At 66.3% G+C, this 11,577-nt stretch carries 14 protein-coding genes and 1 pseudogene; 8 read left to right on the top strand and 7 right to left on the bottom strand.

Annotation, left to right across the window (positions count from 1 at the left end; translation table 11 throughout):
• On the top strand, positions 1 to 402 hold a 402-nt coding region (locus tag ABZY11_RS38640), incomplete at its 5' end, for a hypothetical protein (RefSeq protein WP_356483652.1).
• A gap of 79 nt (positions 403 to 481) precedes the next feature.
• Positions 482 to 913 carry a hypothetical protein gene (locus ABZY11_RS38635; protein ID WP_356483651.1) on the top strand — a complete coding sequence of 144 codons (432 nt, stop codon included), beginning with the start codon at positions 482 to 484 and terminating at the stop codon, positions 911 to 913.
• Positions 914 to 1,132: 219 nt separating this feature from the next.
• Here ABZY11_RS38635 and ABZY11_RS38630 read toward each other — a convergent pair whose 3' ends face one another.
• Positions 1,133 to 1,960, bottom strand: a complete 828-nt coding sequence (locus ABZY11_RS38630) for a glycoside hydrolase domain-containing protein (RefSeq protein WP_356483650.1) — start codon at positions 1,958 to 1,960, stop codon at positions 1,133 to 1,135.
• 427 nt (positions 1,961 to 2,387) lie between these two features.
• Between ABZY11_RS38630 and ABZY11_RS38625 the strand changes: the two genes are divergently transcribed.
• Both ABZY11_RS38625 and ABZY11_RS38620 read left to right on the top strand, forming a co-directional pair.
• A complete protein-coding gene (locus tag ABZY11_RS38625) occupies positions 2,388 to 2,816 on the top strand; it encodes a hypothetical protein (RefSeq protein ID WP_356483649.1) in 429 nt (142 codons plus the stop codon).
• A gap of 166 nt (positions 2,817 to 2,982) precedes the next feature.
• Positions 2,983 to 3,432: a hypothetical protein gene (locus tag ABZY11_RS38620; protein ID WP_356483648.1), complete on the top strand. Its 450-nt coding sequence runs from the start codon at positions 2,983 to 2,985 to the stop codon at positions 3,430 to 3,432.
• A gap of 46 nt (positions 3,433 to 3,478) precedes the next feature.
• On the opposite strand, the gene ABZY11_RS38615 is transcribed toward ABZY11_RS38620, so the two are convergent.
• The 4 genes from ABZY11_RS38615 to ABZY11_RS38600 all read right to left on the bottom strand — a co-directional run bounded on the left by ABZY11_RS38615 (position 3,479) and on the right by ABZY11_RS38600 (position 5,856).
• The gene (locus ABZY11_RS38615; protein ID WP_356483647.1) at positions 3,479 to 3,682 is read right to left on the bottom strand and encodes a hypothetical protein; all 204 of its coding nucleotides are present in this window, start codon (positions 3,680 to 3,682) and stop codon (positions 3,479 to 3,481) included.
• A gap of 247 nt (positions 3,683 to 3,929) precedes the next feature.
• Positions 3,930 to 4,088, bottom strand: coding sequence for a helix-turn-helix domain-containing protein (locus ABZY11_RS38610; protein ID WP_356483646.1), 159 nt, complete (start codon positions 4,086 to 4,088; stop codon positions 3,930 to 3,932).
• 21 nt (positions 4,089 to 4,109) lie between these two features.
• On the bottom strand, positions 4,110 to 4,742 hold the full coding sequence (locus ABZY11_RS38605; RefSeq protein WP_356483645.1) for an HAD-IA family hydrolase: 633 nt from the start codon (positions 4,740 to 4,742) through the stop codon (positions 4,110 to 4,112).
• A 529-nt stretch (positions 4,743 to 5,271) separates the two neighbouring features.
• Positions 5,272 to 5,856: a DNA-binding protein gene (locus ABZY11_RS38600; RefSeq protein ID WP_356483644.1), complete on the bottom strand. Its 585-nt coding sequence runs from the start codon at positions 5,854 to 5,856 to the stop codon at positions 5,272 to 5,274.
• Positions 5,857 to 6,816: 960 nt separating this feature from the next.
• Between ABZY11_RS38600 and ABZY11_RS38595 the strand changes: the two genes are divergently transcribed.
• On the top strand, positions 6,817 to 7,836 hold the full coding sequence (locus ABZY11_RS38595) for a NucA/NucB deoxyribonuclease domain-containing protein (RefSeq protein WP_356483643.1): 1,020 nt from the start codon (positions 6,817 to 6,819) through the stop codon (positions 7,834 to 7,836).
• Between the two features lie 83 nt (positions 7,837 to 7,919).
• A complete protein-coding gene (locus tag ABZY11_RS38590; RefSeq protein ID WP_356483642.1) occupies positions 7,920 to 8,789 on the top strand; it encodes a hypothetical protein in 870 nt (289 codons plus the stop codon).
• A 54-nt stretch (positions 8,790 to 8,843) separates the two neighbouring features.
• On the opposite strand, the gene ABZY11_RS38585 is transcribed toward ABZY11_RS38590, so the two are convergent.
• Together ABZY11_RS38585 and ABZY11_RS38580 are read right to left on the bottom strand one after the other, a co-directional pair.
• Positions 8,844 to 9,191: a helix-turn-helix transcriptional regulator gene (locus ABZY11_RS38585; protein ID WP_328512780.1), complete on the bottom strand. Its 348-nt coding sequence runs from the start codon at positions 9,189 to 9,191 to the stop codon at positions 8,844 to 8,846.
• A gap of 302 nt (positions 9,192 to 9,493) precedes the next feature.
• Positions 9,494 to 9,833, bottom strand: a pseudogene (locus ABZY11_RS38580) (ATP-dependent DNA ligase); the annotation flags it as partial.
• Between the two features lie 125 nt (positions 9,834 to 9,958).
• Here ABZY11_RS38580 and ABZY11_RS38575 point away from each other — a divergent pair.
• Positions 9,959 to 10,657 carry an HNH endonuclease family protein gene (locus ABZY11_RS38575; RefSeq protein ID WP_356483641.1) on the top strand — a complete coding sequence of 233 codons (699 nt, stop codon included), beginning with the start codon at positions 9,959 to 9,961 and terminating at the stop codon, positions 10,655 to 10,657.
• A 206-nt stretch (positions 10,658 to 10,863) separates the two neighbouring features.
• Positions 10,864 to 11,130, top strand: coding sequence for a DUF3761 domain-containing protein (locus tag ABZY11_RS38570; RefSeq protein ID WP_356483640.1), 267 nt, complete (start codon positions 10,864 to 10,866; stop codon positions 11,128 to 11,130).
• Positions 11,131 to 11,577 lie beyond the last annotated feature (447 nt).

Raw genomic sequence — 11,577 nt, 5'->3', positions numbered from 1 at the left:
GGACGCTTCCTCTCCACCGACCCCGTATACGGAGGCGGAGACAACCGCTACGCCTACCCCGGCGACCCCACCAACCAATACGACCTCGACGGACGTCGGTGGGGTTGGGCCAAGCGGGGCTATCGTTGGGCGAAGTCGGGATATCGGTCTACCCGATCGTTCTTCCACCGCACTCCGACCAAGTGGATGATGTTCGGACAAAAGAACAAGCACTTCGTCATGCGGAAGCACAAGCCAGGCTTTCACTGGGGTAACCACCAAAACCGCATCGAGTGGGATAAGCATCACGGCTGGCACCACAACAGAGCCGGTAGCAAAGGCCACTACAGCGTGAAACGTGGTTTTTGGAACCTAGGCAAGAGCGGGGTGCGCTGGGTCGCACTCCGTGGCTGGCGCCGCTAGCGCAGGCCTACGTCTTGGGTGGCCGGGGTCAGCCGCCGGCCACCCAATCCCTGACCATGTACCACCGAAGGAACGCACATTGAACTTCACGTCCTCCACCGACGCCGACATGGAAATCTTCCTTTCCGTGGTCGGTACGCATCTGGGCAAGATTGGCGCGGACACTGTACTCGATCTGTACGTGGATGAAGCCATCACCGATCCTGAGCCGAAGCGTATCTTCGAAGAGATGATCGAGGAGGTGAGGTCTGCGCAGGGGCCGACATCAGGCAGACGCGGGGACCCCCTCATGGCCGTGCCGCTCGATCTGCTCTCTGAAAGGGATCTGGAGCGATTTTCGCTCCTCGCACATCGCACCATTGGATGCGAAGCATCTCTGGGCGCTGAGCTCGTCTTCTCGACCGTTGAGAACGAGCGCATCGTCTGTCTCGATCTTCCGCAGGGTGACGTCGAGGCGCTCGAAGCAGAGGCCCGGCTGGCGGGCGCAGAGTCCCTCTCACGCGTCGCGTAGCACGCTAAGGAGGCGTGCTACCTGAGTTCCTTCAGTGAACGCGTCAAAGGTATACGGATCGCCCCCCGGCCTGGGACTTCCCGGGACGGGGGGCCTCTTTCGGGTCAGAGCGCTTCCGTGGCCCGATTCACCCGACTGCCGCCCACAGCACGAGACCGGTACGCAACGTGCGAGCTCGTCTCTGGACGACGGCCATGGTCGACGAATGTTGAGCCAGTGTCACCCAATGATCGCGACCGGGGCGTCCCAGGCGTTGCGGTCGACGGTGATTGTGTATCCGCCGCGAGACTCTTTACTGTTGACCATGTACTGGTGACCCCGGCTGTGGTCAGTGAACTGCGTGGCGCCCCACGGCCAGTCCGATGTGGTCGTGTTCTCCTTGTCCCACAATGCGTACCAGAGGTTCCCCGGCAGATCGGTCTTGTTCGTAGCAGTGGCGATAGCTTTCGCGCTGGAGCTGCTGAAGCCGTAGAAGCCGCCGCGGTAGGTCATTGCCCGTAGCGTCTTAGTGAAGGAGCGCACATAGGCCAGCACGGCGTCGTTGCACGCCTTGTTGGTGATATCGTACGGCTCCATGTCGAGGTAGATCGGGCTGCCGGCCTTCATTCCGAGCGCCGATGCCTTGGAGACTGCGTCCTTGGCATTGCTCTCGCCAAGGGATACCGCTGTCGAGGCGGTGAACTTCTCTGGATTCGCACTCTTCTGACAGGGCGGCTGTGCGCCTACGTAGATCGGTATCAGCTTCCAGCCGCTGGAGTTGACCGACTTCACCCACGACGCAGTCAAGTTCGGCTGGGCGCAACCGCGGTTCTTGCCTCCGACGTAGACTGCGGCAGCGCCGTAGAACCCTGTGCGCCAAGCTTTCATCGCCGGGAGCGAAGGCGCTGTGCAGGTGTCGAACGCCCGTCCGGTATAGGTCTTCTGTGCAGGCCACGTCGTGGCCGCCATCGACGTCTGTGCCGCGACTCCGGCACCTACAACAACGGCGGCACCCGCCGCCGCCCAGGCGATGTATCGGCCCTTTTTGGACAATCGGTGACTGGACATCCCCACCCCATTCATGATTATGGCGCGCGCGGCAACAGCCGACGCTCCTGCAAGAGACACGTACGCGGCGGCACGGCAAAACGGTACGGGTGCAGCCGATGGCACAACGCAGAATGCCCGATCCGGGCACCTGGAGCGGATCGCACAATAGCCGACGTCCGCATCAGCGCTGGCCAGTGTTCACCGCGGCGGAGCCGTCCCCCTGCTCGGGGAGCGGCCGTCCGCGCTCGCCGATCCGCACGGCGGCGGCGTGCGGTTCCCGGATCCGCGGGCATGAATGACCGGTTTGTCGGTCGCGGGTACGGCCGTTCACCCGTTCGAGTTATGCGCCTGGTGCCAAGTTCCGTGGAAACCGTCGGGGTGTGGCAGGAGGGGGCGGGGTGGCGCGAGTTTGCGCGGGAGTGGTCCGCTCCAGGGGAGTGGCACGTTGTCGTGGAGAGATGCGGTCCAGCCGGCCGTGAGGATGCTGCTCCAGCCGGACGCCCGGACCGACCCGCACCTGGAAATGCTGCGCCTGGGCGCGGAGCACGAGGACATCGAGGCCCGGGACATCGTGCTGACCCTGGCCGTGGGCGGCGGCCTGGTGACCGGCACCCTGGTCTCCACCGATACCTGGGAACGCCTGCACCTTCGTCAACTCGGCGACCACGACGACACCCTGCGCAAGGTCGCGCGCCACGCGATCGGGCACCTGGACGAGGCCGCGGAGAAAGGCCGACGCCCACGCCAAGTCGACCCCCGCTTCCTTCACCTGCAGGACGTGACCCACCGCTTGGGCCGGACCACCCACATCCTGCCGACTTGGCGCGGCCCGATCTCCGCGCGAAGCTGCACGGGCCCGCGCTGGTACGGGTGAGAGCGAGGCGCGGGCGAAGCTGGATGCAGTCAAAGCACGCCGGCAGGAACTCGCTCAGATCTCCGAACTGGAGAAGAAGGAAGCAGCGTCGTCCCAGCAGGCCGACGATGCGACGAAAGCCTGGGCTGTTGCCGAAGAGAACGCGCAGGAACACCGGAAGCAAACCGTGAAGCAGCTGTCGCAGATCTTCGCGGACATCGCGATTCCCATGGCGCCGGACAAGATCCGCAGTGCTGCGATCGATCCGAAGACCCTGGCGCCCAAGATCAACAATCGGACCTTGAAGCAGCTTGCCCGCTCGGCAGGGCTGGTGAGCATTGCCCACACCGCCTACCACCTCATGGCCCTGGAAGCCGCTCGCAGCATGCCGCTCGTTCTGCTGCCACGCGTCCAGTGGCTGGACGCGCCCCTCGATGGCCTGGGCGGCGGCCCGGAAGGGGAACGCCTTGCCAACGCTGTCCTCACCGTCTGCGCGGAGAATGCCAGCAGCGACTCTCAGATCGTCCTCACCACCCCACAGGCACTCCCCGTCAGCCCGCAAGGCCTGCACGCCACCAAACACAACAGCAACCGTCCGCTGATTCCGCACGCGCGTCCCGAGAGCGACAATCTGTGAGCGACCCCCGCAGCATCCCACCCGCTGCCCCCGCGCAACTACCGGCTCAGACGCAAACGCCCCGCCCGCACATCGTCGAATGCCTGGGCATCGACGACATGGTCCTCACGTACAACAGCGAGCACTGGATCGACCCCTGGCACGAGTTGGAAACGGTCGACCAGGTGCCGGGCGGCGGGTTGCGCAGGCCGTCGAGGATGGTGTCGCGCAGGCCGTGGTCGAGGGTGTTGTCGGGGCTGAGTGCGAGCACGGCGGCCGAGCTGGCCCGGCGTGTTCGCACTCGCGGCCGCAGGCGTCGAGTCCCGCGCGGCGGACTTGGCCCCTGCCAGGGGCCGCCCTCGTTCGCTGTCCCGTCTCATTTGATCTTGCTTTCGGCCAAGGCTCTGAGCAGGCGTGATGCATAGTGCGGCGAGACTGGCGGGGGTTGGTGTCTCGGTTCGTCGTGTCTGCCAGGTGCGAATGAACGAGGTTGTCTCAGTCCATCGTGTCTGTGGACATCACTTTGCTGGCTTCAGCGTGATGTAGCCATCGATGGTGAAGCGCCCGATCTTGAAGGTCTGGGCGATCTTCGGGACGGAGGTGCCGGAGTCGTAGAGCTGCTGTGCCTGCTCGGCCTGTTCAGGACGGACACGATCCAGTGAGACTCGGGCGCGCACCTGTCGGTCGGTGCGGCTGTCTCAGCTGTTCAGCACGAAGCTCAACGGCTCACGGAGATCCGCAGGCTCTCGGTAGTGCACGCCGGTCATTCCGAACGCGACTGCGGCTTCGACGTTCTCCAACCGGTCATCCACGAAAAGGCACCGGTCCATGGCAACACCAGCCCGCTCAGCCGCGATCTCATATATCTTCCGGTCCGGCTTGGCCACCCCCACCCGGGCGCTACTGACGACATGGTCGGCGAGATCCGCCAGCCCCAGAGACACCAGGTCGTCCTCCAGCTCCAGAGTTGCGTTCGTTACCAGGACCAGAGGCATGTGTGCCCGCACTCGGCGAAGCAGAGCCACCACCGCCTCGTCGGCCCAGAACGGAGCCTTGGCGAGTGCCGTACCCAGTTCGCGCGCCAGCACCTCCGACACCCGGCCAGTAAGGCCGAGCACTATGGACTCCACCCACTGCTGCTGAGAGATCTTGCCGAGGAGGTATGGCAGGTCTCTCTCCGGCGCGTATGCCACTTCCGCGGTCGCGCCCTCCGCCAGCCCCGCAGCACGCTCCAGTTCTGCCAGCTGGCTCGTGTCGTAGAAACGGATCACATTGTCGAGGTCGCACAGCACCGCGTCGAAGGGGCTTCTGAGGGCTTTGGAGGTCGTCACTGCCCTTGGATAGCACAGCGGTCGGCGAGCGGACGTCTCGGGTGAGCTTGCCCCTGACATGCGAACTGACAAAGTCAGGTGAGACGGAGGCAAGCTCTCGTGAGACGGGACATTCGCTACCGGAGGCGGAAACGGTCGTTTGCGCCCCGAGGCAGGGCTGTGCAACAACCGATCGATTCATCAACGCCCATCCCCGCCTCGCGCCGCAACTGGGCGAGCTTGTTGCGGGCGGTCAGGGTGTCGGGGTGGTCGGGGTGGTCGGGCCCGCTGACTCCAACCGAAAGCCGAACAGGGACTACACGGCCTCGCGTTGCCGTGCGAGACCCAGCCGAGAGCCGGTAACCGCAGCGCGGTGCCGGCTCTTTCGTCGGTAGCGGGTCCCGGGCGCCGGAGGCATCCAACAGCTCCAGGACCGCCGTCGCCCGGATCGAGGACGTAGACCAGGCGACGGCGGGCCTGGACCCGGGCGGCAGTAGCACTGGGGTGATGACCTTGCTGACCGCGCTGCTGCACGGGCTGGAGAAGAAGGTCACCGGGACGGGGCGTTGCGGTGGGCTTGGGCGAGGAGCCGTTCCCAGGTACGGGTTGATCCGCCGTGCTGGGTGGCGAGAGCGGCCGCGAGGCGGGTACGGGGCACGTCCTCGGCGGTTTCGAGTACCTCGGCGGCGGTGCACAGGCGGGGGTCGCCCTCGTAGGCGTGGGCCTTGAGGGGCCCGTTCCTTGTGCCCGGACGGCGTCCGCCTCCCTTTCCTTGCCGGGAAGGGGCGTTGCGGCGTTTTTCGATGTCGCGGCGGGCCCAGAGTCGGAGGCTGTAGACGGTTGTGCCGGGCGGGAGGTAGCCCTGGGTCGCGTAGGCGCGGACGGTGCCGGCCGCGACATCGAGCAGGGCGGCGGCCTCCTCGTCGTTGAGGAGGTCGTCGGGGTGTTCGCGGGTGGGCAGGGCGGGGATGGGGCGCCCGGCGAGGTGGGCCTGGGCCTGGGCGAGGTCGTAGACCAGGACGCGGCTGCCGGGGAAGAGGGGTGGCACGCGCCGGCGGAATGCGGGGGCGTCGCGGCGTCGCCAGGTGGCGATGGGTACGCCGGCTTGCTGGGCGATGTCGGCTTCGTTGATCACGGGGCGGCTGTGGGGGATCACAGGCGGATGGCCTCTCTCGGGTGTTTCGGCGGACCGGTTACGCTGGTGGGACTTCCTTGGCCGACGGTGACGTCAGCGTGGATGTTGGTCAGGAGCCGGTGGTGTGCCGGGCCGCTTCTCGCGAGTGGCTCTCCGTCGGCCCCTCATCTGTCTCCCTCTTCTATCGGCGGACCTCGCGCGGGCTGCCCAGCCTCGCGATCTCGACGCCCGGCTGGGCTGTCTCGGCGAGCAGATGGGACGGTTGGCCCGGTACTTGCGGATGGCGGTGCGCAGCAGCGATCGGCGGGCGAAGAATGCCGCGGACCGTGTCAGGCACCTGGCCTGTGTGCTGTCCTCCCGGCCCGAGAGCTGGCGCAGACTGCGGCGGTGATCTGGTACAGGGTCGGGGGCAGCGGGAAGTCGAGCCAGACCGCTCGACGACAGGGACCAGATCACGCGGTGGTACACGGCCCAGCATGGCCCACTCAGGGCCGGTGAGGCATGGACATACAACCCTGGGGCAGGTTGAGCGGCGACCCGTAGTGGCCGGAAATCCCTCGATGCAACGGTCGCAGGTGCCCGAGTGGGTCGGCGCCTGGGGTCGCTGCGGTCGGTGGCCACACGACGGGGCACACCATTTGCACGTCCGCTTGCTGGACGGCTGGTATAACCGGCGATGGCCGATCTGAGCGTCGACGCCGACTTGCCGCCGGGGGATTTCCTCACAGTGATGGACGGGCCAGAGCCGGCTCATGTCCGCGAACGTACTGGTTCGCCGTCCGACACTCAATCGCTACAGTCCGTCGACTGTCATCGCTGCTGGCCGAATCCTGACTTGTCCTATCAGACAGTGTCTCAACAGCCAATAGATCCAGTGCTGTTGAAGCGCATAGCGTGCTCGCCTGACGGACGGCAGCCCGACGTGGTGCCGTCCCTCGACCAACGAGGGGACACACACCTATGCGCATCAGCGCGCCCAGCAAAGCCGTCAGCGGTGCCGCTCTCGGCGCCCTCCTCCTCACCGGCATGAGCGCCGCAACCGCACAAGCCGCACCGGAGAAGTACAGCATCGCCGTCACCCAGGCCCCGGCTGCCAAGACTGTCTACGCCAACACAAGCGCCGCCGCGACCTGCAAGCTCAACACCATCACCATCACCCGCACCAGCATGTGCATGGATGTCGGCGCCCGCATCGACCTGCTCAAGAACGGCAAGCCGTTCGGCTCCGCCACCTTCGACATCAAGCACGCCATGACGCTGAAGACCAACAAGCTGAAGTGGACAGAGAGCTTCACCGTCGGCAAGGCCAAGCTCGTCAATGCCAGCGGCATCCACGTCAACGTTTCCGTCGGCGGCGGCAAGGGTGTCAAGACCGCCGTCAAGTTCCCGCAAGGCTCCACCCTCGGCCCCGCCCACAAGGGAACCGTCGGCTACGCCGCCAGTGTCGGGAAGAAGAAGCAGCTCGCCAGCCCGGCCTCCTACCGGTTCACCTTCACCAAGCCCGGCTACACGATCGGCGGCTTCACCTACAGCTCCGCCAAGTACCGCTGCGACGACACGTTCTGGGGTCCCAAGCAGCGCACCAAGAACCCCGGCTGCGTCTTCCCGTCCTACTCCCCGGTCTTCTCCCTCTCCCGCAGCGATGCGAAGGTGAAGCAGTCCGCCAACCACATCTTCGATGCCCAGCGCAAGATCGCTGGTCACCCGGGCGCCTCCACTCCGCTGCACCGCATCACCGACGAGAAGACCATCAGCGCCCACCGCAAGGCCATGTGCGCGAAGGTGCACAACCCCGACCCCTCGAAGTACGACTGTGACGAGTACCCGTTCGCCGCGAGCAAGGAGGGTGGCAACCCGGGCCGCGGCAGCACCCGCATCATCTCCGCCGGTGACAACCGCAGCGCCGGAGCCCGCCTCGGCGGCTTCTACAAGGCCCAGCGCGTCCTCAACGGTGACGGCTACTACGTCAACATCAAGTAGAACGCGCAACGCGCCTGCCACAGGTCCCGTCTACCCTTCCAGGACGTAACCGGCAGGCACAGTAAGCACGATGGGGGTTCTCCATGCAGCGTTCCAACTGGCCGCTCCTCGACGGCCGCACCCGGCCGCTCAAGATGAAGGAATGGGGCGACCTGGCCATCATGGACCCCGACGCCGGCAAGCAGCCGCGCGGACGCGGGTTCCTGGCGGCCGAGAAGGACTGGCTGCACATCGATGCCGGAAACGCACTGGAGAACCCCATCGTCACCCTCTACACCGGAGACGACCCGGGAACCGAAAGCGGCTGGGACGAGGTCGAAGAGATCACCGTGATCTCCACGACCGGCTTCCTCGCCCTGTGCGACAGCGGATACGAGCCACTACGCAAAGAGAATCTCGCAACCGCGGGAGCCGGCCCCTACCTGATCCGCGTACATGCCAGTGACCGGTCGTCGGACGGCAAGAAGCCCCGCTTCCTCATCCAGGTCATCCCCGGCGAGCGTACGGGAGCCGAGCCCGAGCCGGCCTCCTCCACGATCGAGGAGTCCGCCGGCCCGCTCCTGGTGCGGACATCTTTCGAGCAACCAGATGAGTGGGCACGCCTGCTCCAGGCCCTCGAAGAAGGCTCGGAGCACTACAAGTCGATCAACGTCATCGACAACCCCACCCACGCGGGCATCACGGCAAATCAGATTCAGGCGCGGATCGGGCGAGACGACGAGGACTGGCCCAACAGCACTCTCGTCCTCATCGCCGACGAGCGGACACTGGCCTCCGCGGAATTCCCGCTGCTGGCCGTGAACAACCTCCCCGACGAAGACGACGACCCGTTCAGGATCACCCTCGCAGCCGCCGGATCCCTCGTCGTCAACCTGGAGCTGGCGAACACGAGCTTTGGCGACTGGGGCCGCGGTGTCGACGCCGACGGCGTCTACCGGGAAGAGCACTACTGACAGTACTGACACGGCGGTGTCCGCACCCGTTCCGCACGGGCACGGACACCCTCATCAGGCAGCCGCCGTCACCGAGAACCCCGGTGGGACACCAGTCTCACGGCACTCGCACCGCAGATCGGAGCACAGCTGCTCGTGGGCAAGCACAGCCAGCACCGCGACCTGAAGCCGCGTCTGCTGCTCCAGCTTCTCCACGATCCGCGCAATATGCGCCTTCACTGTGCGCTCCGTAATCCCCAGCTCCCGCGCAAGATGCCGGTTTCCTGCACCCGTGCCCACCAGAAGGAACACTTCCCGTTCGCGGTCCGTCAGCCTTCTGAGCTTCCATAGACCCCGTACCGGATCGGCGCCCATCCGGCGGTAGGCGCAGGCGTGACCGCCCGCAATGGACCGTTCAGTCATTCCGGTCCCTCCTGACCACCGCATTTCCCCCGGAAGACCCCCGTGGCTCCGGGCGCGGCGGTAACCATTTACAACCTAATGCGCTCGGGTACTGCTCGAAAGCGCATTACGCCTATGCCCGCACGTCCGCTACTCAGGCCCTGGTGAGTATCGTGCGGGTGCCGATGCGGCGTCAGATCGGGTTGCTCAACCGTTCCTGTCTGTCCCGGACGAGTTCAGAAAGGACGCGAGGCTAGGCCGGACATCGAGCCTTGCCAGATCCGCAGACGGGACTGCAGCCGCCGCAGTAGTCAGTGCCCGGGTCAGGTGCTGTCGTCCGGTGCGAGGTCGGGCTGCAGCCGGTGCCAGGAGGGATACCGCAGTAGTCCCGCCCGGGGGCCTGGCCGCGTAGCGGACCTCGCCCACCAGGCGCGGCAACACCCACCGTGCTCCGACCACATCCGGCACCTTCTCGAAGAGGCACTCGTCGATCGCTGCGACCCTGAGCAGTTCGACGAGTGTGATGCGTTCGGTGTTGCTCCATCCGGTGCCAGCGCTGCCCACCTACCGCCGGCCGCCTTCATATGCCTCTCCCACCAGCGGAGCGCCGGACGCCGACGACCGGACGTGCTGGATCTTGGTCCACGAGCGGAACCGGACCCCGGTGTGTGTGGTTCAGTCCCGACGCACTGTCGCAACACCCGACTGCTACTCCCGGTACGACTTCCCACCCGCGCGAGTGACACCCGCCGGGCAGCAACGATTCTTCGCCGTGCCGGGGCCGGAGCATGATCGGCATGACTCGCCATCTACGCCGAACCTTGGTCCTCACGGCTGTTTCGGCTCTCGCCGGGCTCGGGCTGACCGCCGCCCCGGCCACCGCCACCACGGCCGGCCCCCACACCCCGGCCGGTCAGATCCCGTCCCTGCGTGAACTTCCCGAACCGCCGGACGCGGTCAAGGCCCGCGAACTCCTCGCGGACCTCGTTGTGGCCGACGAGGACGATGTCCCCGGGTACTCCCGGACGAAGTTCCCGCACTGGATCACCCAGTACGGCACCTGCGACACCCGCGAGGTCGTACTCCAGCGCGACGGCCAGGACGTGGTCCAGGACGACCAGTGCCGCTCCATCAGCGGCACCTGGTACTCCGAGTACGACGGGAAGCCGGTCGCCTCCGCCTCCGGTATCGACATCGACCACGTCGTCCCGTTGAAGGAAGCGTGGCGGTCCGGGGCCTCGCAGTGGACGACTCCCGAGCGCCGGGCCTTCGCGAACGACCTGGTCCATTCACAGTTGATTGCGGTGTCGGCCGGTAGTAACCGGGCCAAGGGGGACAAGGACCCGGGGAACTGGAAGCCTCCGCTTCAGTCGTACTGGTGCACCTACAGCCGCGCCTGGATCAGCGTGAAGGCCAACTACCAGCTCACCGCCAACCCGGCCGAGGCCGCTGCCCTGTCCGAGATGCTTGACACCTGCGGCACCTGACCGGACATCCGGGCGCCTGCGAGCCGGAATCGTGAATCGTCCCGGGAAACTGCCTGAGCACTCTGGGCAACCTTGTCCGGGTCCGACCCGCCGCGGGGGAAGAGTGCAGGACATCCTGCCCCGGCCGTCTTCCCCCGCGGCGACCCCATCACCCAGACCGAACCCCGTGCTACGGCACAGGGTTCGCCCCAGGAAGGCACCGCATCATGACCGGCACCATCACAGCACCTGACCGCCGCGGACTCGTCCGCGCCACCTTCACCGCGTTCGCCGTCGCCGCAGCACTCCTCGTTCCGCTCGTTCGGGCAGAGGCGACGGCCGCGTGCGCGCCCCACACGACCGGGGTGTGCAGGGCCGGCAGCGCGCACCCGGCGGACGTTACCGCGCAGTGCAAAGACGGGACCTGCAGTTCCTCGAAGACGTTCCGCGGCACCTGCAGCCATCACGGCGGCGTTCGCTATTGGTACAAGTAGGCAATTCCCATCAGCTTCACCGCCGCGGCCCGCCAGGCCGGGGTGAGCACCGACTTCCTCTCCGCTAACCCGGATCTGCGCCGCCTGGTCGAGGCCGCGCTGGTCGACCAGCCGATCACCCCGCAGTGGCTCCCCGGAAGGTCGGCAACGCCGAGGCCCGGCGCCGCAGCTCGGTCTAGCTGTGGCGTCTCCACGAGTTGGTGAAGAGCCATCGTCAGCCGCTGCGGTCAGCCGCGTACCAAGTGCAACGTCAAGCCCACCAGTCTCGACCCCCTGATACCGGCCCAGCCGGATACCGAGCGCCTTGGCGTACACAGACCCTAGTACTCCAGTCTGGTTTCGCGATGCTGGGAGACCCGGCTGGGAACGCGTACGGCCACCGCGTGATCATCGGGGGTTGTGTGGACTCCTGAAGATCGTGCGGTGGCCGCAGGCCATAGCGTAGAC

Origin of the sequence: Streptomyces sp. NPDC006510 (assembly GCF_040611955.1) — a bacterium.
GTDB lineage: Bacteria > Actinomycetota > Actinomycetes > Streptomycetales > Streptomycetaceae > Streptomyces.
This window is presented reverse-complemented; position numbering and strand designations above follow the sequence as displayed.